General features: G+C 51.3%; 19 protein-coding genes. 10 read left to right on the top strand and 9 right to left on the bottom strand.

Going from position 1 to position 25,758, the window contains the following annotated elements:
• The first annotated feature begins 20 nt into the window (after positions 1-20).
• The 5 genes from BLQ88_RS15810 (at position 21) to BLQ88_RS15790 (ending at position 7,865) form a co-directional block, all read left to right on the top strand.
• On the top strand, positions 21-3,212 hold the full coding sequence (locus tag BLQ88_RS15810) for a SusC/RagA family TonB-linked outer membrane protein (RefSeq protein WP_090151853.1): 3,192 nt from the start codon (positions 21-23) through the stop codon (positions 3,210-3,212).
• 9 nt (positions 3,213-3,221) lie between these two features.
• Positions 3,222-5,069 carry a RagB/SusD family nutrient uptake outer membrane protein gene (locus tag BLQ88_RS15805; protein ID WP_090151850.1) on the top strand — a complete coding sequence of 616 codons (1,848 nt, stop codon included), beginning with the start codon at positions 3,222-3,224 and terminating at the stop codon, positions 5,067-5,069.
• Positions 5,070-5,074: 5 nt separating this feature from the next.
• Complete coding sequence (locus tag BLQ88_RS15800; RefSeq protein ID WP_090151847.1) at positions 5,075-5,764, top strand: DUF3823 domain-containing protein; 690 nt, start codon at positions 5,075-5,077, stop codon at positions 5,762-5,764.
• Entirely contained in the window at positions 5,764-6,747 is a 984-nt protein-coding gene (locus tag BLQ88_RS15795; RefSeq protein ID WP_090151845.1) for an arabinan endo-1,5-alpha-L-arabinosidase, read from the top strand. The genes BLQ88_RS15800 and BLQ88_RS15795 overlap by 1 nt, the downstream gene beginning before the upstream one ends.
• Before the next feature lie 245 nt (positions 6,748-6,992).
• Entirely contained in the window at positions 6,993-7,865 is an 873-nt protein-coding gene (locus BLQ88_RS15790; protein ID WP_090151842.1) for an AraC family transcriptional regulator, read from the top strand.
• Between the two features lie 6 nt (positions 7,866-7,871).
• Here the strand turns inward: BLQ88_RS15790 and BLQ88_RS15785 are convergent, their stop codons facing one another.
• Complete coding sequence (locus BLQ88_RS15785) at positions 7,872-8,177, bottom strand: nucleotidyltransferase domain-containing protein (RefSeq protein ID WP_090151839.1); 306 nt, start codon at positions 8,175-8,177, stop codon at positions 7,872-7,874.
• Positions 8,153-8,554, bottom strand: coding sequence for a HEPN domain-containing protein (locus tag BLQ88_RS15780; RefSeq protein WP_090151836.1), 402 nt, complete (start codon positions 8,552-8,554; stop codon positions 8,153-8,155). Before BLQ88_RS15780 ends, BLQ88_RS15785 begins: the two co-directional genes overlap by 25 nt.
• A 121-nt stretch (positions 8,555-8,675) precedes the next feature.
• Here BLQ88_RS15780 and BLQ88_RS15775 point away from each other — a divergent pair, with 121 nt between their 5' ends.
• The 3 genes from BLQ88_RS15775 (at position 8,676) to BLQ88_RS15765 (ending at position 15,416) form a co-directional block, all read left to right on the top strand.
• A complete protein-coding gene (locus BLQ88_RS15775; RefSeq protein ID WP_090151833.1) occupies positions 8,676-12,527 on the top strand; it encodes a hydantoinase B/oxoprolinase family protein in 3,852 nt (1,283 codons plus the stop codon).
• A gap of 75 nt (positions 12,528-12,602) precedes the next feature.
• A complete protein-coding gene (locus BLQ88_RS15770) occupies positions 12,603-13,760 on the top strand; it encodes an NRAMP family divalent metal transporter (RefSeq protein WP_090151830.1) in 1,158 nt (385 codons plus the stop codon).
• A gap of 87 nt (positions 13,761-13,847) precedes the next feature.
• Positions 13,848-15,416: a glycoside hydrolase gene (locus tag BLQ88_RS15765; protein WP_090151827.1), complete on the top strand. Its 1,569-nt coding sequence runs from the start codon at positions 13,848-13,850 to the stop codon at positions 15,414-15,416.
• Between the two features lie 194 nt (positions 15,417-15,610).
• Here the strand turns inward: BLQ88_RS15765 and BLQ88_RS15760 are convergent, their stop codons facing one another.
• Positions 15,611-16,444 carry a DUF3800 domain-containing protein gene (locus tag BLQ88_RS15760; protein ID WP_143016858.1) on the bottom strand — a complete coding sequence of 278 codons (834 nt, stop codon included), beginning with the start codon at positions 16,442-16,444 and terminating at the stop codon, positions 15,611-15,613.
• Between the two features lie 581 nt (positions 16,445-17,025).
• Positions 17,026-18,057 carry a hypothetical protein gene (locus BLQ88_RS15755; protein WP_090151821.1) on the bottom strand — a complete coding sequence of 344 codons (1,032 nt, stop codon included), beginning with the start codon at positions 18,055-18,057 and terminating at the stop codon, positions 17,026-17,028.
• A gap of 158 nt (positions 18,058-18,215) precedes the next feature.
• Between BLQ88_RS15755 and BLQ88_RS15750 the strand changes: the two genes are divergently transcribed.
• Together BLQ88_RS15750 and BLQ88_RS15745 are read left to right on the top strand one after the other, a co-directional pair.
• The gene (locus tag BLQ88_RS15750; RefSeq protein WP_090151818.1) at positions 18,216-18,542 is read left to right on the top strand and encodes an ArsR/SmtB family transcription factor; all 327 of its coding nucleotides are present in this window, start codon (positions 18,216-18,218) and stop codon (positions 18,540-18,542) included.
• Positions 18,532-19,026 carry an SRPBCC family protein gene (locus tag BLQ88_RS15745; RefSeq protein ID WP_090151816.1) on the top strand — a complete coding sequence of 165 codons (495 nt, stop codon included), beginning with the start codon at positions 18,532-18,534 and terminating at the stop codon, positions 19,024-19,026. Before BLQ88_RS15750 ends, BLQ88_RS15745 begins: the two co-directional genes overlap by 11 nt.
• Positions 19,027-19,109: 83 nt before the next feature.
• On the opposite strand, the gene BLQ88_RS15740 is transcribed toward BLQ88_RS15745, so the two are convergent.
• The 5 genes from BLQ88_RS15740 to BLQ88_RS15720 all read right to left on the bottom strand — a co-directional run bounded on the left by BLQ88_RS15740 (position 19,110) and on the right by BLQ88_RS15720 (position 25,718).
• On the bottom strand, positions 19,110-20,522 hold the full coding sequence (locus tag BLQ88_RS15740) for an APC family permease (RefSeq protein WP_090151813.1): 1,413 nt from the start codon (positions 20,520-20,522) through the stop codon (positions 19,110-19,112).
• A 123-nt stretch (positions 20,523-20,645) separates the two neighbouring features.
• Positions 20,646-21,905, bottom strand: a complete 1,260-nt coding sequence (locus BLQ88_RS15735; protein WP_090151811.1) for an NAD(P)/FAD-dependent oxidoreductase — start codon at positions 21,903-21,905, stop codon at positions 20,646-20,648.
• Positions 21,906-22,029: 124 nt separating this feature from the next.
• Positions 22,030-23,031, bottom strand: a complete 1,002-nt coding sequence (locus tag BLQ88_RS15730; protein ID WP_090151808.1) for a 4-hydroxyproline epimerase — start codon at positions 23,029-23,031, stop codon at positions 22,030-22,032.
• 18 nt (positions 23,032-23,049) lie between these two features.
• Entirely contained in the window at positions 23,050-24,537 is a 1,488-nt protein-coding gene (locus BLQ88_RS15725) for an aldehyde dehydrogenase (NADP(+)) (RefSeq protein ID WP_374754763.1), read from the bottom strand.
• Positions 24,538-24,785: 248 nt separating this feature from the next.
• Entirely contained in the window at positions 24,786-25,718 is a 933-nt protein-coding gene (locus BLQ88_RS15720) for a dihydrodipicolinate synthase family protein (RefSeq protein ID WP_090151805.1), read from the bottom strand.
• Positions 25,719-25,758: the final 40 nt, after the last annotated feature.

The raw sequence follows: 25,758 nt of genomic DNA, 5'->3' as shown, positions 1-25,758 counted from the left end.
ACATCTAACCCAGGTTAACAATGAACAACCAAAACAGACGAAACCCCCTTCTGGGGCTTCGCAGGCCTCTTTTTGCCCTTTTGGCAGCGGGTTGCCTGTCGCCCCAGATGGGTTGGTCGGCCGATCTTCGCGTCGAACCGGCCACTGCCTATCGGAAGCTGGTCGACAAAACGATTACAGGAAAGGTAGTCGATGAGAAAAACAACCCGCTGCCCGGCGTAAGCGTGGTCGTGAAAGGCACTACCATCGGAAGCATTACGGGTACCGACGGTACCTATTCACTCAGCGTGGCCGACAATGCTGCTACCCTCGCATTCTCCTTCATCGGCTACACCTCGCAGGAAATCACGATCGGCAACCAGTCGAACATCCAGGTAACATTGCTGCCCAGCAGCGAAGAACTGACCGAAGTGGTGGTCGTGGGTTACGGCACCCAGTCTTCGGCGGCGGTAACCGGGGCGGTGAGCAACATCCAGGCAAAAGACCTGATCCGCACGCCTTCCATCGGAACGGCGGATGCATTGGTAGGCCGCGTACAGGGTATCACGGCGCGTAAAGCCGATGCCCGTCCCGGTGCCGCTACCACTATCCAGATCCGGAACATGGGTACACCGCTGTTTGTCATCGACGGCGTACCTTCCGATGTGGGCAGTTTCAACAACCTCGGCCAGAACGATATCGAATCCGTGTCGATCCTGAAAGATGCTTCGGCAGCTATTTACGGTCTGCGCGCCGCCAACGGGGTGGTTTTGGTAACTACAAAAAGAGGAAAAGCGGGCGACGGAACGAAGATCAGCCTCTCGGGTTACTATGGCTTGCAAAACTTCACGCGCTACCCCAAGCCTGCGAATGCGTACCAGCACATGCGCGGCCTCGTGGAATCGGATGTAAACCAGGGCCGCACACCGTCCATTACGCCGGCTGAGCTGGAAAAATGGCGCGTGGGTACCGAAAAGGGCTATCAGAGCTTCAATTACTACGATATGGTCATGCGCCCGAATGTACCGCAGTACTTCGGCAATGCGAGCGTGCAGGGCGGCAGCGAGAAAATGAACTACTTCCTGTCGATCAGCCATCTAAACCAGGATGCATTGATCCGCGACTACAACTTCAAACGCACCAACATCCAGGCTAACCTCGAATCGAGCCTTACAAAAGGTCTCAAAGTAGGAACGCAGATCAGCGGCCGCATTGAAAACCGCTTCCAGATCGGTGTACCGGGGCTGGACGATTATTTCAACCCGTTCCTCAGTATTTTCACCATGTGGCCTACGGAGCGCCCTTACGCCAACGACAACCCGGCGTACATCAACCAGACCCACAACGTGAACGTAAATCCGGCCACCTACAAGCGGGATGTAACCGGATACATCGACGAAGTATGGCGGAATGTAAAGGGTAACTTCTACGCGGAATACGACTTCAAATTCGGCCTGAAAGCGAAAGGGACTTATTCCTACGCATTCACCAACTTCGACTTCGACGGTTTTGAATATACGTACGATGCCTACACGTACGACCAAAAGACCGATACCTACAATGTGGTACCCGGCGGAGGTAACCAGAACCCCTGGCGTGAGCGTCGGAAACGCAACATCGTCGACCGGTTTGCGCAATTCCAGCTGAGCTATGCCAAAGCATTCGGTAACCACGACATTTCGGCCGTGGCCGCTTACGAGCGTTCCGACAATGTGAATACCTACCTCGTGGTGCACACCGTTCCGCCGAACAACTACATTCCGCTCATGTCCTTCGCGAACCAGGATATCCTCATCGACGAATGGAGCACCGAGGCGCGGGCCGGTTATGTGGGGCGTATTAATTACGATTTTAAGCAAAAATACCTGCTCGAACTCGTGGGCCGCTATGATGGCTCGTTCCTTTACGCGCCGGGCAAGCGGTACGGTTTCTTCCCCGGCGTTTCGGCGGGATGGCGTATTTCGGAGGAGGGTTTCTTTAAAGGAAAACTGGAAAATGTATTCAGCAGCCTGAAACTCCGCGCCTCTTACGGCCGCACGGGTGCCGACCGCCTGAGCAACGACGCATTCCTCGTGGCACCTTTCAGTTATCTGCCGGGTTACAACTTCTTGCAGGGAAGCGCTATTTTCGATGGCAACTACACCATCGGCGTTCGTCCGAGAGGCTTGCCGATCACCACGCTTTCATGGATCACCAACATTACCACCAACTTCGGTCTCGACTTCGGGTTAATGGACGGAAAGCTCTCGGGTCAGTTTGATATTTTTGAAAGAAAAAGAAAAGGCCTTCCTGCGGCGCGTTACGACGTGCTGCTACCCTCGGAAGTGGGCTACACATTGCCCAATGAAAACCTGAACTCGGATACGCACCGCGGTCTGGAAGGTGTTTTGACCTACAAAAGCAATGTAGGACAGGTGGACTACACGTTGAGCGCCAATGCGACCCTCTCCCGCCGCCGCGACCTCGATTTTTACAAACCACGCTTTGGTAACTCATACAATGAATACCGCGATTCGTACGTAGACCGCTGGGGCAATATCAACTGGGGTTACCAGGTGGTGGGTCAGTTCCAGTCTATGCAGGAGATCGAGGGCCATACCGTGGATAATGACGGCCAGGGCAACCGCAGCCAGCTTCCGGGCGATTTCATTTACAAGGATGTGAACGGCGACGGCATCATCAACGCCCTCGACGAACGTCCGATCGGCTACGCGGAAGGCGCCAATCCTTACCTGAGCTTTGCATTGAACGGAAGTGTTTCCTACAAAGGTTTCTCGATGTTCTTCGATTTCGCGGGGGCCTCGTTGCAGAGCTTCCAGCGTAACTGGGAGTTGAAAATCCCTTACCAGAACAACGGTACCTCGCCGCATTTCATGCTCGAAGATCGCTGGCACCGCGAAGATCCGTTCGATCCGAACAGCAAATGGATTCCTGGTACTTACCCGGCCATCCGCAAGGACAATACCAGCCACGTAAACTTCCGCAAAAGCGATTACTGGATCACCAACGTGCGTTACATCCGCCTCCGCAACATCGAGCTGGGCTATTCTTTCGACCCGAAAATCACGAAAAAGATCGGTCTTTCGGCATTGCGCATTTACGTAAATGCTTCCAACCTCTTCTCGATCGACAACGTGAAGAAGTACGAGATCGATCCGGAGATTTCATCGGGTAATGCATTGGTATACCCGCAGCAGCGCTTGTTCAATGCAGGTTTTAACCTCACTTTCTAAAAACTGGTTATGAAAAAATTATCACTGAAAATATGTGTTGCCGCCTCGATGCTCGTCTTCGCCGGCTGCAACGACTGGCTCGAACGCAAGCCGCAGAACATTATCCTCGAAGAACAGGTCTGGAACGACCCCAAAATGATCACCGGGCTGCTCGCCAACTACTACGACCGCCTGCCTGCCCACACTTCGCTCACCACCGGCTGGGCCGAGTTTGCGGCGTATGACGAGGCAATGTGGTCCAACAACGACGACGGCCGCAACAACATCATCAATTATCCTTTCGAGCGCTGGCGGCTGTGGGATTACGGCCTGATCCGCGACATTAACCTCGCATTGGAAAGCATTGATAAACACGCCGTAAAGCTCTCCGACGCCCAAAAAGCGCAGTTCAATGCCGAGCTCCGCTTTCTGCGTGCCTATGTGTATTTCGAACATGTGAAGCGTATGGGTGGCGTTCCGCTCATTACTAAGCAACTTATCTACGATTTCAGCGGTGACCCTTCTTCCTTGCAAAACCCCCGCAATAAGGAGGAAGAAGTGTACGATTTCATCGCGAGCGAACTTGATGCTGTGAAGGATGTGCTGGGCAATGGCACGAGCAACACCCGTGCGAACAAGTTCACTGCATTGGCTGTAAAGAGCCGCGCAATGCTGTACGCCGCCTCCATTGCAAAGTATAACAACCAGCTGGCATCGCCCATTTCCACACCCGGCGGCGAAGTAGGCATTTCCGCGGCACGTGCGAAGGATTATTACACCCAATCGCTGGCCGCTTCGCAGGAAATTATCAACAGCGGCAGCTATGAGCTTTATAAAACCAACCCCGATAAAGGCGTGAATTTTTATGAGGCTGTTACGAAGAAAAGCGCCAACCGCGAGGTGATCTGGGCGCAGGATTTCCTGGTGAGCAAAGACAAACGGCATGGTTTTACTTATGACAACATCGCACGGAATGTCCGGGAAGATAACCTGTCGTCGTCATCCATCACGCCTTCGCTGAACCTCGTGGAAGATTACGAATACCTCGACGGCACCTCCGGCGAGCTCAAAAACCGCAATGCGGGTAACAGCGATTACGTGTATTACGATAAGTTACAGGACATTTTTGCCAACAAAGATGCCCGCTTGTACGGAACGGTCATTTACCCCGGCACTTCCTTCCGCGCTACCGAAGTGCAGATTCAGGCCGGAGTGAAGGTTTGGGACAATGCGACCAATGCATTCAAAACCGTCGAATCCAATGTGCTGGGCTCTACTTACGAGGACGGCGGACTGCTCACCGGCTCGTCGGGCCCGCAGCGTTCGCAGACCGAGGTTTCGAACACCGGTTTCTATTTGCGCAAATACGTGGACCAGACGGCCATGTCGAGCACGCGTGGTATCCGCAGCGATATGTGGTGGGTGCGGTTCCGTTTGGGTGAAATTTACCTGAATGCAGCCGAAGCCGCACTGGAACTCGGACAAGCGGCTGACGCATTGAAATACACCAATACATTACGCGAACGCGCCGGCTTCCCTGCTAACAGCCTGAAATCGGTTACCCTTGCAAAACTGCAAAACGAGCGTCGCGTGGAACTCGCATTCGAAGACCACCGCGTGTGGGACCTGATGCGCTGGCGGATCGCGCACGAGGTGTGGAACGGTAACGCATCGAACCCCGATGCAGTGATTTACGCCCTGTATCCCTACCGCGTTGTACGTCCGGGCCATGCCACGCACGGCAAATATGTGTTCGATAAGCTGGTAGCGCCGCGTTTCCGTGCGCCGCGCTTTTTCCAGATGGGCAATTACTACTCGTCTATCGACCAGGCCGTGATCGACAACAACCCGAAAATCATCCGTAACCCATTCCATTAATCGCAATGAAATCCAAAATCATCCAATGCATTCCCGCATTGCTGCTGGCATTAGTGGTCGGCCTTTCGGGATGCGAAAAAGATAACCGCACCGAGCCGAAATCGGTGCTGAAAGGCCGCGTGGTATTCGACGGGCAACCGGTAGGCGTGCGTTCCAACGGCGTGCAGCTCGAACTGTGGCAGCGCGGGTACCAGCTTTTTACCAAAATCGCCGTGCATATCAACCAGGACGGCACATTTTCCGCCTCCCTTTTTGACGGCAATTACAAGCTCGTGCGGCTACGCGGCAATGGCCCATGGACCGACAATACCGATTCCATCGATGTGGAACTGCGCGGGTCGAAGGAGATCGATGTGCCGGTGAATCCTTATTTTGTGCTTAAAAATGATGTGTATGCCAAAGGAGAAGGCAAAGTTTCGGCTACTTTCAATGTGCAGCAGATCGCTACGGGCCGCACGATCGAGCGCGTAAACCTGTACATTGGCACAACCACCATTGTGGACCCGAACAACAATGTAGCCAATGCGCAGGAAGTGGCCGCCAACCTCACCGACCTGTCGAAACCGGTAACGCTGACCGTCAACATTCCCGCAGCGCACGCCTCACGCGAGTACATTTATGCGCGTGTAGGTGTGAAGACTTCGGGTGTGGGCGAAATGCTTTTCGGTACTCCGCAGAAGATAATGCTCAAATAATGAAGCGATTCATTTTCTTATTGTTCATCCTGGGCGCGCAAATCGGTCGCGCCCAGGATTCGCTGCAAACGAACATTCCTGTCCATGATCCGGTGATGATCCGGCAGGACGGGACGTACTATGCTTTCGCCACGGGCCGGGGCATCAGCGTGTGGTCGTCGAAGGATATGCAGCATTGGAAAAAGGAGAAAGCCGTTTTCGGCACACCGCCAGAGTGGGCAGTGAAGGCTGTTCCGGGTTTCAAGGGACACATTTGGGCACCGGATATTTCGTTTTACAATGGTCTTTATCACCTCTACTACTCCATTTCCACATTCGGCAAGAACCGCTCCTGCATTGGCCTGGCCACCAACAAAACGCTCAATCCCGCCAACCCCGACTTCCATTGGACCGACCACGGACAAGTAGTCGAATCCGTACCCGGCCGCGATGAATGGAATGCGATCGACCCTAACCTGGTTATCGACGACCAAAAGCAACCCTGGCTCGCATTCGGCTCCTTTTGGAATGGTATCAAGCTCGTCAAACTCGACGCCGACGCCCGCAGCATTGCCAAGCCGCAAACGTGGCTTACCCTCGCCAGCGTTCCGCGCACAAAGCCTGGGAGCGATTCCACAGCTGGTAACGGAGCCATAGAGGCGCCATTTATTTTCAAAAAAGCAGATTACTACTACCTCTTTGCCTCCTACGATTACTGCTGCCGCGGCGAAAAAAGCACTTACAAAATGCGTGTAGGCCGCTCACAATCACTCACCGGCCCCTATCTCGACCGCGACGGCAAGCCGATGACGCAAGGCGGTGGCACATTGCTGCTCGAAGGCAATGCGGATTGGCACGGTGTGGGGCATAATGCGGTTTGCACGTTTGACGGAGTGGATTATTTGATATTTCATGGGTATGACGCGAAGGATAAGGGTCGTTCGAAGTTGCGTGTGGAGCAGTTGGATTGGCAGGATGCCTGGCCTGTGTTGCGTATGCATTGACGTTACATCCCTGACGGAATTTGGGATAACTGTCGATGGCGGTTGATTTCTACCAATGTTGCGTCGCCACGCGACTGGTCGCCCGAAACACGAACTGCGGCACTGATTCTGACAATGCCGTCAGGCATGCAACAACCAATCGAACGACCTCAATGCAGACACCACAACCGAAAAAATGCAAATCAACCTCTAAAATTCAAATCCGCATGAGGCATTAACCGTGGCTCCTGCGTATATTTAGTATCATGAAAGTCGTACAATTCACCATACCTGTTTCCCGCGAAAGTACAATTGTTGTCCAGGAGGAGAAGCTGCCGCATTACTACCCGCATTTGCACCGTCACCGCGAAGTGCAGATCGAATGGGTGGTGGAAGGCTCGGGCATCCTGGTGGCGGGAAATTATATGCAGCGGTTCGAATCGGGCGACATTTACATTATCGGGGCCAACCAGTCACACATTTTCAAAAACGACGAATCATACTTCAACCCCGAGGAGCCACGGCAAATCCACTCGGTCTCCATTTTTTTCGATCCTAATTATTTATCCCAAAACATACTGAGTCTGCCGGAAATGGCGAATATCCGGAAATTCGTCCACGGCGTACACAACGGCTTTCAAATTCCGGAAGAAGCGCGGGAGGCGGTGCAGAAAATCATTTCGGAAATCATCCATCACAAAGAAAGTCAGCGGGTTGCGGCTTTTATCAAACTCCTTTACCAGTTCTCCACCACCCGCGAACTGAAACCGCTCGCGACCAGCAACAGCGAGCAGGTCATTTCGGAAGTCGAGGGTATCCGCATGGACCGAATTTTCCAATACCTCGTCACGAACTACAAACGCCACATTTCCCTCGCCGAAATCTCCGAAATCGCCAACCTTACTCCCCAGGCATTCTGCCGGTATTTCAAAAAGCATACGGACAAGACATTCGTGAGCTTCCTCAACGAGGTGCGCATCAATGAAGCGTGTAAAATCATCCTTTCGGGCAAGTTTGACAGCTTTTCAGATATCTGCTACCAGACGGGATTCGACCACGTGACGAACTTTAACCGGGTGTTTAAAAAGACAACCGGCATGTCGCCAGGGGAATATCAGAAGGGGTTTCGGGATATTTAAGGATCATTATTTCAATTCTATCCCATTCTGCATAATTTCGAACGCAGTTGGATTTGCTTTGTCGAAATCCATGAATACAAACGGATGAGGTTCAATTCTTAGATCAATTGACCTGCGTAGCTTCATTAATCCAACTTGTGCATCCATGATGTCATCGGCCTCGTCCAGGATCAAAGCGATATCAATATCACTGTCCGAATCATTTGTCCCCTTTGCAAATGAGCCGAACAAATATGCTTTGGAAATGGGATATATTTTTTTGACCAGTGCCACGTACTGGCTCGCTATCAAGATTGCTTCTCTTTTATCCATGACCGTAGCTGTTTGATTTTTGTGATCCAGTTGCTTGTAAAGTCAGGAGTACATTTCAGATAGAAAGATTGTCTGTAACTGTCATATCTGGTATTTATATTGAAAGTAGTAATCGTATCCATCCAGTCCAATTGCTCGTCCGAAAACTCCAGATCCGTGGACTTGGCCAATCTCACCAAATCATGCGTGAACGGTGCATGTGCTAATGTACTTTTTACAACACACGCCTTCAACAATTTTTCCAAAACTATATGTCCAATAAACAACGACCAGTGATAGTCGGCCGATTTGTAGAGATGTTCCATCGTCTCAAAATCTCTGTCAGAAGTTTCAATCCAATGTTGATAGGTTTTGTTCTCATCAAAGCTCTCTCCCATAGTGCTTTCTGTTTATTCAAACATACATAGAATTTGTTCAATCCTCTAATGCCTCCACTTTTAAAACAGGTAAATAGCGCCTACCTTCGGAATCACTGAATTTTTGCTCAAATCCATTATTTTGAAAACCACTCCTGCAAACACCTGGCAAATCTGGATCGATACCGGCGGGACATTTACCGACTGCCTTGCAATCGACCCTGCCGGGAACAAAAGCCGCATCAAAGTACTCAGTTCCAGCTGCCTCCGGGGACGCATTACCGCGAAACTCGCGGCTTATACTTACCATTTCGAAGCATCCTGGCCCTACGACGGCGTACTTTTCAAAGACTATACATTCAAACTGCATGGCAACGATGCGCAAAGCCGCATCAAACACATTGACCGGCAAACACATAGCATTACATTAACCGACGATCTGGCATTCACGGCCCCTGTCGATTTTGAAATAACCACCGGTGAAGAAGCGCCCATTCTCGCGGCACGCTTACTCACACAAACACCGCTCGATCAACCGCTCCCACCGATTGCAATGCGGCTCGGTACGACGAAAGGTACCAATGCATTGCTCGAAAGAAAGGGCGCGAAGACGTTGCTGGTCGTTACGAAAGGATTTAAAGACCTGCTTTACATCGGCAACCAGCAACGGCCGTCTCTTTTCCAACTGAATATTCCGGAGCCGAAACTGCTTTACAGCCATGTTTTGGAAGTTGAAGAGCGGCTGGATGCCAGCGGAACCGTGATCCACTCACTGGATTTGCCTGATTTTGAAACAATTACAAAGCCTGCCAATTACAGGTCAGTTGCGGTTTCCTTGCTGCACTCTTACCAAAATCCTGAACATGAGCAGCAAGTCGCGGCATTGTTCCGGGAGAATGGGGCTGAATACATTTCGGTATCGTCGGACCTGTTTCCGTTTTCGCATTACCTGCGCAGAACGCAAACGGCGGTCGTGAATGCCTACCTCGATCCGATTCTGGATCAATACCTAACAAATATCCGTGCAGCATTAAGCAACACCGGGCTGGGAAGTTCCGCATTGGGCCATGCAGGAATAACTAATGCCGCACGCGACAGTTCGACACTGCCTGGCGACATCCCAAATAATAGCGGCCAGAGCGCCCATGCCTCGAACCGCAGTACCCTGCAAGTCATGACCAGCACCGGCAGTCTGTCGGAAGTAAGCGGTTTCCGTGCCAAAGACAGCCTGCTCAGCGGCCCGGCGGGCGGGATGGTCGCTGCCACCAATTTTGCCCGAAAGCTGGGTTTTCTCAAAGCCATTACCTTCGATATGGGCGGTACCAGCACCGATACCGCGCTGATAGACGGCCAGCCGGAACTGAAATACATCACCGAAATCGACGGGATCGAATTCCATAACCCTACCCTGGCCATTGAAACCGTGGCGGCGGGCGGTGGGTCGGTTTGCTGGTTTGATGGCTTTTCCTTGCAGGCGGGGCCTGATAGTGCCGGAGCGTCGCCAGGCCCGGCTTGCTACGGTGCGGGCGGGCCTTTGACGGTTACCGATGTGAATCTGCTGCTGGGCAAGCTCGAAACTTCGAAATTCAGCATTCCCATCAGCCCTGAAGCGGCCATCGTAAGGCTGGAAGAACTGCGAAACACCATTGAAACGAAAACAGGCAACCTGCTGAGCCACCACGAAATCCTGACCGGTCTGGAAAGCATCGCCAACGAGAAAATGGCCGACGCGATCCGTAAGATTTCGGTCGAAAAAGGCATTAACCCCAATGCATTCGCGCTCGTAACGTTCGGCGGCGCAGGCGGCTTGCATGCTTGCCAGCTCGCGGAACTGCTCGATATGGACACGGTACTCCTGCCCTACGACGGCGGGCTTTTCAGCGCGGCGGGCATTGGTGAGGCCCTGATCAGTACCATCGTTTCCAAACAGCTTTTACTTTTTTGGGCCGACGCAGCGGACAGGCTCGGTGAATGGCAGGACATTCTGGCTGATCAGGCGGCTGAAATTTTACGTGGGCAGGGCATTCACGCTTTTGAACCCGTTTTCTGTCATGTTTACCTACGATTTGCAGGTCAGGAGAATACAATTGAAGTACCTTACCAGGGTGAAAAAACGCTCAACGCATTTGAAGAAACCTATCGCGGTCAATTCGGTTATTTCCCGGCCAATGCAAAGGTGGAAGTCGAGAGTATCAAGCTTAAAATGCAGGAACAAGGCAGGCGCGATGAGCCCCTATCGATCATCGAAAGTGGCCGAAAGGTAATGCCATTAAACCATTCCGAAACAGTGGTATTCGAATGGGACAACCTCCAACCGGGCGATCAGCTGGAAGGCCCGTCCATTCTGCTTAACAATACTTCAACTACTTATTTACCAAAAGGCTGGAAACTGGTTATCCAGCGCGACCAGGACGCGGTCGCATGGCGCACCGAATCCGCCCAAACCAATAATACGCAGCAAAGCGAGGAAGTGGCCCTGCAACTTTTCACCAACCGTTTCAAAGCCATTGCCGATGAAATGGGCGTCCAGTTGCAGCGTACCGCCTTTTCCGTGAATGTCAAAGAGCGCCTCGATTTCTCCTGCGCATTGCTCGATGCCGACGGCGAACTCCTCGTGAACGCGCAACACATTCCCGTGCACCTGGGCAGCATGGGCATATGCGGGCGCCTCGTGCGCGAGGCCATCGCGATCGGTCCGGGCGATGTGGTGATTACCAACCACCCGCGCTACGGCGGCTCGCATTTGCCGGATATAACGCTGATTTCCGGCGTTTTTACGGAGGATCACATTTGTGTCGGCTACGTGATCAACCGCGCCCACCATGCCGAAGTGGGCGGAAAAACGCCGGGCTCGATGCCGCCGGACGCGACTTGTCTGGCCGAAGAAGGCGTGGTGATCGTGCCGCAATACCTGGTGAAAGCGGGCGAATTTCAATGGGACGCATTGCGCGAGTTGTTCACAGGCGGGCCCTACCCTACCCGTTCGTTCATTTCCAACGAGGCAGACATTATCGCGGCATTATCCGCATTGAAAAAAGGCAGCGCGCAGTTGTTGAAACTGGTTGAAAATCATGGATTGGAAACCGTGCGCAAGTACATGGGTATGCTGAAACAAACTGCCATTTCTCAGCTCCGGAATGCGTTACAGCCGTTGCAAGGGCAGGTTTTTGAAGCATCGGAATTGCTGGACGACAATCATCGGATAAATGTAAAAATCAGCATATCCGATCATAAGCAAACCTTCGAGTTCACTGGCACATCGGGCGTTCATCCGAATAATCTGAATGCCAATATTTCGATTTTGTATAGTGCCATTCTCTACGTTCTGAGACTTTTGGTAGACAAAGAAATTCCACTGAATGATGGCTTGATGCGTGATGTAGAGATCAAATTACCCGAAAATAGCTTCCTGCATCCGGTATTTTCGGATGATCCGCTGCAATGTCCGGCGGTAGTGGGCGGGAATACAGAAGTGAGCCAGCGGCTGGTGGATACCCTGTTGAAGGCATTCGGACTGGCAGCTTGTAGTCAGGGGACGATGAACAATTTCCTGTTCGGCAACGACCAGTTTGGCTACTACGAAACGATCGGCGGCGGTGTGGGCGCAGGGAATGGCTTTGACGGCCGCTCTGCGGTGCATCAGCACATGACCAACACCCGCATTACCGATCCCGAGCAGCTGGAACGGAAATACCCTGTGCGGCTGCTGGAATTCGGCATTCGTGGCGGCTCCGGGGGCACGGGGCGTTGGCGCGGCGGCGATGGCATCGTGCGGAAGCTGGAATTTCTGGCACCATTGCAGGTTACCTTGCTCGGCCAGCACCGTCGGTACGCGCCTTACGGATTAGCAGGCGGTGGTGACGGGCTTTGCGGGCGGCATATGCTGTTATCGAATGGTTTGAATAATGAGCTACCGGGTATTTGTAGTCTGAAAGTGATTGTGGGGGATGTTTTGACTATTGAAACTCCTGGTGGTGGAGGATATGGTATTTAAACTTTTATATGCCACGAAGACACAAAGGTGCACAAACGTCTTCGTGGACATTCGTGCCTTCGTGGCAACAAAAAAATGTCAAAAAACAAAAATGCCCTGCTAGGCGCCGCATTCCTGATGGCCACCTCCGCGGTAGGCCCCGGCTTTCTGACGCAAACGACCGTCTTCACCGAAAAGCTGGCGACGAGCTTCGGCTTTATCATCCTGCTCTCGATCCTGATCGACCTCGCCGTGCAGTTCAACATCTGGCAGATCATCACCGTCTCAGGAAAACGCGCCCAGGATCTCGCCAACGACCTTTTCCCCGGCCTCGGCTACCTCCTCGCATTCCTCATCGTAGCCGGCGGGCTCGCCTTCAACATCGGCAACGTCGCCGGAGCAGGCCTCGGCATCGAAGCCATGACGGGCGTGAGCGTGCAAACCGGCGCCATTCTCAGCGCCGCCATCGCCATCGGCATTTTCCTGTTCAAAGAAGCCGGTAAGGCGATGGACACCTTCGCCAAAGTCCTCGGTTTCGTCATGATCGCTCTCATTCTCTACGTCGCATTCACCTCCCACCCGCCGTTAGGAAATGCACTAGAACACACCTTTTTCCCCGAAAAATTCGACGCCATCGCCACCCTCACCCTCGTAGGCGGGACCGTGGGTGGATACATATCCTTCGCAGGCGCACACCGCCTGCTCGACTCGGGTGTGCGCGGGGAAAGTGCCTTAAAGGAAGTCAACCGCGGCGCATCCACCGGCATTCTCATCACCGCACTGATTCGCTATTTACTCTTCCTCGCCACGCTCGGCATTATCCTCGCCGGTGCAAGCATTAATCCGGAAAACCCAGCCGCTTCGGTATTCGAAAATGCTGCTGGTACATTCGGGAAGCAACTTTTCGGGCTTATGATCTGGGCCGCCGCCATTACCTCGGTCGTTGGTGCGGCCTATACTTCGATATCATTTTTGCGGTCGTTTCATCCGTTGGTCGAGCGTTACCAGTCCTACATTACCATTGTTTTCATACTCATTTCCACCATCGTCTTCCTGCTCGTCGGCAGGCCGGTGAAAGTGCTCGTCTTTGTTGGGACATTAAATGGCTTTGTACTCCCCGTCGCCCTCGGCATATTGCTGGTCGCAAGCCGGAAACAGCGGCTAATGGGCAGTTACAAGCATTCTGTTTTGCTTCAAGTTGCCGGCTGGGTCGTGGTATTGATCCTGCTGGCAATGGGTTTCAATGTATTTTAATCTTGATCGCCACTTAATGATCATCTATCATCCCTAACCTTGAATTAACATTCGCTGACGCTTATCATGCATTCACAAGCCTTTACCATGCAAAAACTTCTCGCAACAGTCCTTTACTTTCTCACCGCTATTTCAGCCTTCGCGCAAAAGCCGAAAGAATTGATCATCAAAATAGACATTCAAAACAAAGCCCAGAAAATCGACAACTTCGGCGCGGCCGGGGCGTGGTTTACCGAAGGCATCGCCAAAAACTGGCCCGGCCAAAATCGAGAGCAAATGGCCGAATGGCTGTTCAGTAAAGAATTTGACAAAAATGGTAATCCCAAAGGCATCGGTCTTTCGGCCTGGCGCTTCAACATCGGCGGGGGGACAACCGAGCAGGGCGACAGCAGCGGCATAACCGACTTCCGGAAGCGCGTCGAATGCTTTCTGCGGCCCGACGGCACTTATGACTGGTCGAAGCAGGCAGGTTATGTATGGTTTACCAAAAGGGCAAAGGAGTATGGCGTCGAAAACCTGATCGCATTTTCCAACACCCCGCCGGTGCAGTTTACGAAGAATGGGCGGGGCTATAAAACGACCAAGGACTACATTTCAAACCTCAAACCGGAGCATTATGGCGATTATGCGGGCTTTCTTTCAACGGTTTTGAAGCATTTCGATGACGAAGGTTTACATTTTAATTACATCAGCCCTGTCAACGAGCCGCAGTGGGACTGGTCGCACGCTCCGGGCCAGGGTGCCAAGCAGGAAGGAAGCCCGTGGCGCAACGAGGAGATCGCGCACGTCGCCAAAGCCCTCGACAGCGCATTGACCGCTACTAATTCGACCTCTAAGATCCTCCTCACCGAAGCCGCCCAGCTCGATTACCTCTATGCCAAAACCGGTAACGCTAACCAACAAACGCAAGCCTTTTTCAACCCGAAAAGCCAGCTTGCATTGGCACTTCTGAAACACCTCCCGCCCCTCATCGGCGGCCACAGCTACTTCACCGACAAAGGCGACAGCGCCCGCATCGCCATCCGCCGCCACGTGGCCGACACCACGCGCAAATACGGGGCCACCTTCTGGCAAACCGAATATTCCATGCTCGCCGACGGCTACCGCGAGGGCAAAGCCGGCCGCATCCCGGCCATCGACTGCGCCCTTTTCCTCTCCAAAGTCATCCACGACGACCTCGTTTACGGCAACGCCGCCGCCTGGCAACTCTGGAACAGCTGGGAACCCGGCAACCCCGATTTCGACACGCGCTATTACCTCATCGCCCTCAATCCCGCCAACAAGGAATACACTTCCGGCACCATCACCGCCACCAAAAACCTCTGGGCACTCGGCCATTACAGCCGCTTCATCCGCCCTGGCATGCACCGGTTGAACATCAAACGAAACGACGAACTCTCCCCCGTGCAAATCGCCCAGGATCTGATGGTTTCGGCCTATGCGGGTGAGAAAGAGCTGGTTTTGGTAGTAATTAATTATTCCAATGAAGAACGGACTTTGAAGCCGGAGATTAGTGGGTTTAAGGTGAAGGCTGCAAATACTTACCTAACCACCGGGGAGAAGGGGGTTGATATGCGGATGGAGAAGGTTGGGAATTTGAAAAGCGGAATGAAGGTACCAGCACGCGGGATGATGACTGTTGTGTTGAATAGGTAGTGACAATTTCCGATTATTTAAAAGTTCTTCATTTTTCAAGCTCAACACCTGGAAAATTCAAATAATGTTGAAGAAAAATCAAGAACTTTTATATTTCCGGCAAATATTGTTTATCTTTGAATTAGCCTGTTATGCATGAAGGTCGACCACGCGTCGTCGAGGGGTATCCCTCTTAGTGCACTTACGGGCTTTTTTTATTTTATAAGGTTTTCACTTGTCAGCTTGCGTCGCTTACCGTAATGCGCACCTGAATTACCGTTCGGTTTCCGGAAGTTTTCAAAGTCATAAATGTCGATAACTTGACTTACTTTGTTACTTACAAAATCATAAAATCTTGTTTCTCCTTTTTCGAATATCCGCTGAATTGCCCAGCAAAAGTAATCTGCAATATTTAGTATCGGCTCTAACGTTGGCTCCTGGACATTAAAAAATACTTCGCAATCATTGGCTTGGCCCGGATTTCTTAGGATTGAGCGCTTTATTGATTTTTCAAGTCCCCTTTTCAAATTTGAATGTGTCGTGCAATTAGATCGGCTGGCAATGTTCAAAATCAATCGATCGTATTTATTTAGCTTATTTTTCAAAAGATGCGAAAGCATATCCGCATAGAACTCAGCCTCGTTTCTATTGTGCTTCCGTTCAAAAATGCCGTATATCTTTCGCGCTACGATTGCTTCGAACCTGCAATTAATTGTGCTGATGAGCTCATAAGCCATCCAGCGAATTTCCGGAAGATCATCGTTTGCATGAAGATAATATCCATTCTTCTCTTTTCGTCTTTGAATACTTGGAACGCCATGAAAATAAGGATGCTGCTCGATAGAGGTCTGTAACCGCGACACCTTCATTCTCACATCTTCCAGCGGTTCGTTGATTGTCAACATGCCTAAAATGAAACATTTAGAGACTCCCTGCTGACCGACGACCGGGGTTTTACCTTTTCCATAAAATGTCGCATCGCCCGCCTCATCGAGGAAACGATGTTGACGAAATTCACAAGATGATAATAAAGTAGATTGTGTCTCCAATACTAATTGAATGTGTAACTTTTATATTCAAAACATCTCATCATTCTTTCCAAACTCCGCGATAACCTCATCAAAACCTCACTATTATCATCGCATATAGCGCGTGCTATCGTGAGATGTTTCGTCGTTGAGAAAGTCTTTTAACAATTTAAATGCCGCATGATCCCGGCGCTGTTGATGAAAATCGGTGTGCATATCGATCAGGTTGATGATGGAATGCGGCAAAACAAAGGTGCCGCACTTGCCGTTGTCCAACCTAAGTAAAGACGACCGGACCTATTCTGGTTCGGTAGTTACGGCAACATTCTTTGCCATATATGCTCAGTATAACCACGCTATCGGCTACGAAAAACTACGGCAGCATTCATCTTAACTCAGGATTGGACGGAGCAAACTTAAATCGCTTATTGTTAATTACAAAGCCTCAAATGCTAAATTCAAATTGAAATAAATAACCGGCAGATTTCACTTATCGAGCATAGTAATAGGATGCTTTAGAAGACCTGTTTGCCAAATAGAGGCACGGCTGCAACGAGCGGGAACACCTGTTGACAATTTTGATCTCTTCATCGGCGTTACAGCTAGTCTTTTACCCTATACTCCAAGTCACTATCCAGCTCCCACACCTCGTACCTCGCCGCGGTTTCTTCCTTAGCGGCTTTTGCAGTAATTACGCGGCTTAGTTTCAGGTACGTCGGCCAGCCACTATTAAGATCCAAAACGATCGACGAGTAGGTCTCCATTTCCATGTTGAGCGTCCCCACTTGGTCGTCCAGCTTCTTATCGGGTTTCAGTCCCGAATCCTGGCGGGTTTTGTTTATAAAAGCGACATAGTCCTGCGAGAATTGTTCCATATCGGCAAATTTCTCGGTATCGAATTGTACCATACCCAGGGTGTCGAGCGCAGCCACATACAGGTAGCAGTCAAATTGAATGGGCCTGTTCACCATCGGATGCGGAACGGTTTCGTTAAAAAACAACGTATCGTTAATTCCTGTGCGGTAGCCGTGGATGCCGTGAACTTGCGCGATGAACGTCTCAAACATAGTTCCAAACAATATCTTTCCATTCGCCATCTGGTCGAGTACAGTTGCAAAAACCTTCTTCTCAGCCTCGTTTTTGGCTTTAAATTGTTCCTTCTGCTTTTGCTTGATTAGGTTCATCAACTCATCCAGTTTGCCTTCCACTTCCGTGCGGTTTTTGAATGCGGCGAATGTTCCATTGGCGTCTGTGGAATAGCGTAAGGTCAAATCTTCGTCGCGGATATTGAGTTGCTCCAAACGCAGGTCCGAGCCAGCGGAGCTGGTCATTTTGTTTTCCAGCATTTTGAATGTCATGCTGTAAGATTCAGTAGTGGAGTCCATCACAGCAAACTCAACAATGCAGTCGAGAATCTTTTTTTCGGATACTAAGCTGTCACCCTGATACCGATTGTCGAATTTGTATGCGCGAAATTTCTTCTTTTCTCCCTTTTGCCAGTCGGCCACTACCTGAACGGACCCGGTGGTGGTATCCTGGGAGATCCAACGAAAATTGCTGAGTTCCTGGCCCAAAACCGCATTACCTGCAATAAAGAATAGTATGACAATGACCAGTTTTGATAGCGGTTTCATAAAGAGGTGGTAGTTCTAAATCGGTTACCGAAACTACAATTTAAATGTCACTTCCCGCTACGCTTTATTTCAGCGGCCAAATTTTTCTCAAAAAAATTTGCGCAACTCAAAAGTTGCATATATATTTGCAACCATCAAGTTGCATATTTCGACCGCGTATGAAAGGAGATATATTTCAGGCAATTGCGGACCCTACGCGCAGGGTGATCCTGGTGCTGATCGCGACGCAGTCCATGACGCCCAATGCGCTGGCAGAACATTTTGATACTACCAGGCAGGCGGTTTCGAAGCACATCAAGGTACTTGCCGATTGCGAACTTTTGAAGCAAAATAAAGTCGGGAGAGAGATCCATTACTACTTTAATCCCGTCAAAATGAAAGAGTTGGACCATTGGCTGGAACAGTTCAAAAAGCACTGGGAGGACCGTTTTAATCAGTTAGATCAACTTTTAATCAACCTAAATTCCGATTCCAATGAAAAGTAATCTGTTAATGAATTTTTCGGTAGACAAGGAGAATAACCGTGTCAATGTAGAACGTGAATTTGCCGCCCCAGTGGGGAAAGTTTGGGCAGCCTGGACACAAAGTGAGCTGCTCGACCAATGGTGGGCACCACGCCCATGGAAGGCGCGCACGAAGTCGATGGATTTCCGCGAAGGCGGTACGTGGCTGTACGCGATGGTAGGCCCCGAGGGCGAAGAGCATTGGTCGAAGGCGGATTATCTTACGATCGATGCGGAAAGCAGCTTCTCGGCAATCGATGCATTCTGCGATTCGGAAGGAAATCCGAGCCCGGACTTCGCACGCTCGACCTGGACGAATACGTTCACGGAAGCTGACGGTACAACAACTGTTTCGGTTTCGATTCAGTATGACAAATATGAGGATATCGAGCAGATCATGCAGATGGGCTTCCAGGAAGGCTTCACGATGGCGCTTGGTAATCTGGATGAGCTGCTGGAAAAGTAATTCTGGCATTACAAATATTTCGTTGCGCCGCACCTTGGCGATATTGAAGGTGCAGCGCACCGAAATATTTGTAGAATTGGTGTTTATGCCGCCACATCTTTCCTGGCAACCATATAATAAACCGGAATGCCCAGCAGCACAATAATAAGTCCCGGCCAGGTGTATTCAGGTTTGTAGATAATGAGCAGCACGCAGAATGCGATGCCCATGATAATGTAGATAATCGGCAAAAACGGATAACCAAATGCCTTGTAAGGCCGTGGAGCGTCGGGGCGCGTTTTTCTTAGAATAAATATACCGATGATGGTGAGCATATAAAACACCACAACCACGAAGGAAATCATATCAAGCAAGTTACCATACTTTCCGCTCAGCGCCCATAGCGACGCAATGACGCATTGCAGCCAAAGGCCGATTTCCGGTACTGCATTCTTGTTCAGCACCCCTACTTTCTTGAAAAACAGGCCGTCTTTGGCCATCGAATAGTAAACGCGTGCGCCGGACATGATGAGACCGTTATCACAACCGAAGGTGGAAATCATAATCATCACCGCAATGACAATCGTTCCGGCATTGCCGAAAATGACGTGAGAGGCGCTCACAGCTACGCGGTCCTTGTCGGATGCCGCTATTTCCTGCAATGAAAGCACGCCGGTGTACATCACGTTTGTAAGTACGTAAATGACTGTTACAATGATGGTTCCCAATGCAAGGCTGAGGCCGATGTTGCGTTGCGGGTTTTTGATTTCCCCGGCAATGAATGTCACGTTATTCCACGAGTCGCTGCTGAAAATAGAGCCTACCATCGAAGCGGCGATCGCGCCGAATGCGGCGATGGTGGTGTAGGACTCGATACTGCCGTCCGGGCTCAGTTTGTGCAGGTCCCACATGCCTTCGCCCCAGTTGGCGGCCCATACTTCGGGTTTCATATAAATTAACCCGAAAACAATGAGCCCAAGCAAGCTCAGTAGTTTTGTTAATGTAAATGTGGTTTGGATAATTTTCCCGCTATTAACACCACGTGTATTCGTAAACGTCAGCAGTACGATCACAACAATGGACAGTAGCTGGGCCGGACTTATTTTGAGAAACCCGAGGTCCAATGCGACGAGGTCTTCACTGAATTGCGGAATGAGGTAAGCCGTAAATTTGGCGAATGCAACGGCCACGGCGGCGATAGTAGCGGTTTGGATCACGGTAAAAAAGCTCCAACCGTACAGGAAGCCGATCAGCGGGTTGTACGCTTCTTTGAGATAAATATACTGCCCACCGGCCTTGGGGAACATTGCGCTGAGCTCGCCGTAGCTCAATGCGGCCGTGAGCGTCATGAAACCGGTAATGAGCCACACGAACATCAGCCAGCCCACACTGCCGGTGTTGCGCATAATGTCGGCACTGACAATAAAAATGCCCGATCCGATCATACTGCCGGCAACGAGCATGGTGGCGTCAACAAGGCCCAGCGAGGGCTTGAACGAGGTGTTTTCTTGTGGCATAAAGGGTAATAGGTTATTAGGTCAGGTGTTAAACTGTGTAAACTACGAAGTATTTGGACTACTCACAATATCTACCCCTCACCACCCGTTAAAATGGCCACTAAAAATGCCGTTTCGGTTACATTACTGATACCTTTCCGGGTCGTACAGCGAGACGTTCACGGAAGGCCTATTGCGGTCGGCCATTTCTGCTACGATCTTGCCGGTAGCAGGTCCGAGGCTGATACCCATCATACCATGTCCGCCCGCGACGATCAGGTTGCTCAGCTTTTTGGAATAACCCAAATAAGGCAATCCATCGGGCGAGCAAGGCCGGAAACCGTACCAAATGCGGTCTTTATGCGGTACAGCCACATTCAGCTCGGGGTAATATTGGGGGATGGAGTTCACAATGCCCTCCACGCGGTTCATGTTGATCTGGTTGTTGAGCGGTGCAAGTTCCATGGTACCGCCGAAGCGCACCTGTCCGTTCATGGGTGTTACAGCCACGCGGGCTTCGAGGAGCAATGCGGGATGGGTAATGGGATGTGCGGCATTCGGCTCCATGAAGGAATAGCCTTTACCGGGCATTACCGGAATAGAAAGGCCGGCTTGTTTCGCGAGTTGCGGCAACCACGAGCCGCCGGTCATCACCACCAAGTCGCCTTCGTAGGTTTTAGTAGCTGTTTTAACTCTTTTGATTTCGCCGTTTTGAATGTCAAAACCTGTTACTTCTGTGTTTTTAACAATTTCCGCCCCAAGCTTGATAATACTTTGGATCAAACCATTCACCAATGCAGTCGGGTACAAATGCGCGTCGCAGCGGTAATGCACGGCGCCGGCCACGTCGAGTTTAATGCCCGGTTCCAATGCCTGCACTTGCTCGCGGCTGAGCATATTGATGTCCAACCCGAGTTTTTGGCCTTCCTTACCGACGTGGATTTCTTCTTCACCGGTTTTGTCGGATTTGTAGAGCATTAATATACCCTTCTCTTCCAGTCCAAAATCCAGTTTTTCGTCGCGGACGAGGCCTTCGTAGAGTTTTTTACTGAGTAAATGATAATCCCGCAAATGCGGCGCGGCGCGTTCCACATTGGCTTCGGTAGCCGCTTTCATGAATTTCAAGCCCCATGAAATCAGCGAAAAATCGAGCGATGGTTTTACATAAAAAGGGCTGCGGCTGTTGAACATCCATTTGATACCCTTCGAAACCATGCCCGGGGCAGCGAGTGGGATGAAATGGCTGGGCACGATCATACCCGCATTGCCGATGGAGCAGTTATCGAACAGATCGCCCTTGTCGAGCAACGTCACTTTCCACCCGCTTTTGAGCAAATAATAGGCCGAAGCCAGACCCGAAATCCCGCCACCAATAACGACGGCGCTGCCCTTTTTTGTAATCATTTCAATTTAAACTTCAAGCACTTAAAACTTTCAACTCTGAACTTTCAACCCCAAACTTTAACCCTAAACTCTTAACCCTTAACTCTTAACTCTAGACTTTAAACTCTAAACTATAAACTATAACTCAAATCACCTGAAAACCAAACGCATAAGGATCTTCCTCGTCGTCTATGAAAATGGTATTGTGGCCGGTAATCACCGCCCAGCCTTCGATGCCCGGGATCATGGCGGGTTTGTCGCCGATGGTCGTTTCTTCTTCGACTGTACCAGTGAATTTGGAACCGATAATGCTCTCGTGCACGAAACGGTCGCCTTTTTTGAGCTTACCCTTCGCATGCCACTGCGCCATACGCGCAGACGTGCCCGTGCCGCATGGCGAGCGGTCGATGGCCTTGTCGCCGTAGAAAACGGCATTGCGTGCGGTAGATGTCGGATCAAGCGGGGCGCCGGTCCACAGGAAATGGCTGAGGCCTTTGATATGCTCGTTTTCGGGATGCACGAATGAATATTGCTCGTTCATCCGCTGGCGGCACACGCGGCTCCAACTGATCAGCTGGTCGGCGGTATGGTTTTCAATGCCTTTGAAATTCTCCTGCGGATCGACGATCGCGTAGAAGTTACCGCCGTAGGAAACATCGACTGTCAATGTCCCCAGATCAGGGCATTCGACGGTCAGCTTTTCCGCCGCGAGGAATGATTTGATATTGATCAGTTTGACGGACTTCACCTTCCGGCCTTCCTGCACATATTCCACCAGTACCAATCCGGCGGGCGTTTCGAGGCGCAGCTTGCCCGGTACTTTTGGCGTTACCAAGCCTTCTTCAATGGCGATTGTAACGGTACCGATCGTCCCGTGGCCGCACATCGGCAAACATCCGCTGGTTTCAATGTAGAGTACACCAATGTCGTTTGCCGGATCAATGGGCGGGTAGAGAATGCTGCCGCTCATCATATCGTGGCCGCGCGGCTCGAACATCAGGCCCTTGCGGATCCAGTCGAATTCCCTCAAAAAATGGAGCCTGCGCTCCATCATACTGTTGCCCTCGAGGAGCGGCCCGCCACCTGCGACTACGCGTACGGGGTTGCCGCAGGTGTGGGCGTCGATACAGAAAAAAGTTTTACGCATAATGCTCCCGGGCTGATGTTACAGCGCCGCTTTGGTTATCTCGTTATCCACCGTCCGCCAGATTCCCAGCGGGTTGGCATTTTTCAATTCGTCCGGTAAAAATTCGTCTGGCCAGTTCTGGAAGCTCAACGGGCGGGTAAACCGCTTGATCGCATCCGGGCCTACCGACGTAAACTGGCTGTTGCTCGACGACGGGAATGGCCCGCCGTGATGCATCGATTTGCATACTTCAACGCCCGTCGGGAAATTGTTGAAGATAATGCGGCCGCATTTGTTTTGGATAGCGGCTACCAACTCGCGGCGCGAGGCAAGATCTTCGCTCGTCGCCAGCAATGTCGCAGTCAGCTGACCGTGCAGTTTTTCAGTCACCGCCAGCATTTCCTCCGCATTCCTGCATTTCACGATCAATGCAAATGGCCCGAAAACCTCGGTTTGCAATTCATCATTAATCAGAAAATCGACACCGGAAACCGTTGCCACAGTAGCAGCACCCTGGCCGTCGGCAGCTTCGTTCGCCGCTACTGCCACCAGCTCCACACCGCTTTGACCAATTACCTTTTCACGGTTACCACGGTACGCGACCGCGATGCCCGCATTCAGCATCGGCGCGGGGACAATGTTCACGATTTCCTGGTTCAATGCTTCGATAAAGCCGTCCAATGCAGGATTATCTTCCGTGATCAGCAAGCCGGGATTGGTACAAAACTGCCCTACGCCGAGTGTGAGCGAGCCTGCATATTGTTTTGCCAACTCCGCACCGGCAGTACTCAGCTTGCCCGGCAACAGAAATACAGGGTTAATGCTACCCATTTCAGCAAAAACCGGAATAGGCTCCTTGCGCTTATTGGCAACCTCCACCAACGCGAGTCCGCCCCGGTTCGAGCCCGTAAAACCGACCGCCTTGATTACCGGATGGCTCACCAATGCCTGCGCTTCTTCAATGGTTTCAGTAAAAATATGGGCAAATGTGCCTTCGGGGAAGCCTGCTTTCGCTACACCACGGCTAATCGCATCCGCCATGATCTGCGAAGTTTTCGGATGACCGGGATGCGCTTTCACGACAACCGGACAACCGGCCGCAATGGCGCTGGCAGTATCGCCGCCCGCCGTAGAGAATGCAAATGGAAAGTTACTTGCACCAAAAACGGCCACAGGACCCAGCCCTACATTCGTTTTGCGGATATCCGGCTTGGGCACGGCACGTTGCGGATTAGCGGTATCAATGCTGGCATCCAGCGAATAACCGTTTTCAACCGCCTGCGCGTAGCTTCTCCACTGGAACACCGTCCGCGCTTTTTCGCCGTTCAGACGCGCCTCGGGCAGGTTGGATTCGGCCATTGCGGTTTGCACGAGCTCGGCGCCAAGCGCCTCGATCTCGTCGGCAATGGTGTTCATCAATGCAACCCGGCGGCGCAATGCGTAAGCGTTCATCGCAACGAATGCTTCCTGGGCTTTTTCAAGAATAAGATCTAAATCGGATGAATTCATAATTTGATGTTTTGACAAAATGGTAACAATCCCGCGCAGTGAATCTAACGATGATACGGCGCTTTTTTTGTCAATATTACGGTTATTGGCCGGGGTATGGCCATCCGGACACAACACACACTTCGAAAATGTCATGTTCTTGCGGTGCGCTGCACCTGACATTCAATCCCCCGAATCAACCATTCTACTACTACAAGTGTTGCGGTGCTCTGCACCGTTCGCGATCCGGCAAGGTGCGGAGCAGCGCAATACTTGTAGTAGCAAATTTACGCCACGTCAACCGCCAAATTCAAATAATCCGGCAGTTCGGGTTGTGTAGCAATGGCCTGGTCGATGATCGCGAGCACTTTCTCGCGCTCTGCACCGGCAAGCGGCAAACGCGGTTCGCGCACATATTCCGAGCCGATACCCATTTTGGCGGCGGCGAGTTTGATATTCTGGACCAGTTTGGGATGAATATCGAGTTCCAGCAAAGGCAGGTACCAGCGGTAAATCGCCAATGCTTCTTTGTATTGACCCGCTTTCACGAGGTTGAAAATCGCAACGGTCTCCTTCGGAAATGCATCCACGAGGCCGCCGATCACACCGTCGGCACCAAGCATTACCTCTTCCATAATGAGCGTGTCCACACCGCAGAAGACACGGAAACGGTCGCCGAACTTGTTAAACAGGCGCGTTACATTACTTACATCGCGGGTCGATTCTTTGACGGCGTGAATGTTCGGAACTTTCGCCAGTTCTTCGAACATCGGCAGCGTCACTTCGATTTTGTAGTCGTAAGGATTATTATAGATCATAATCGAAAGCGATACGCTTTCGGCGATCGTCTTGAACCAATGCACGGTTTCAGCGTCGTCGGCTTTGTAGCGCATAGGTGGCAGGATCATCAGACCGTCGGCGCCCACGCTTTCAGCTTCTTTCGCGATGCTTACCGCTTCGGCTGTCGATTGCTCGGCGATACCGAGTACTACTGGCAGGCCGGCAGGAAGTGCCTGTTTAGCATATTTCACCAGCTCCATTTTCTCGGCGCGGGTGAGTGTGCTGGCTTCTCCGAGCGAACCGCCTACGATCACCCCGGTAATACCTGCCTCTACCTGCGCTTCGAGGTTCTTGCCGAACAGCTCAAAATCAACTGTATCATCTGATTTGAATGGCGTCACCAACGCTGGGAAAATGCCAGACCATGCTTCTTTGTTCATATCCTGCTTATGTTAAAATTTTAGTCCAAAATTAATCCAT

Source organism: Dyadobacter soli (genome assembly GCF_900101885.1).
GTDB lineage: Bacteria > Bacteroidota > Bacteroidia > Cytophagales > Spirosomataceae > Dyadobacter > Dyadobacter soli.
This window is presented reverse-complemented; position numbering and strand designations above follow the sequence as displayed.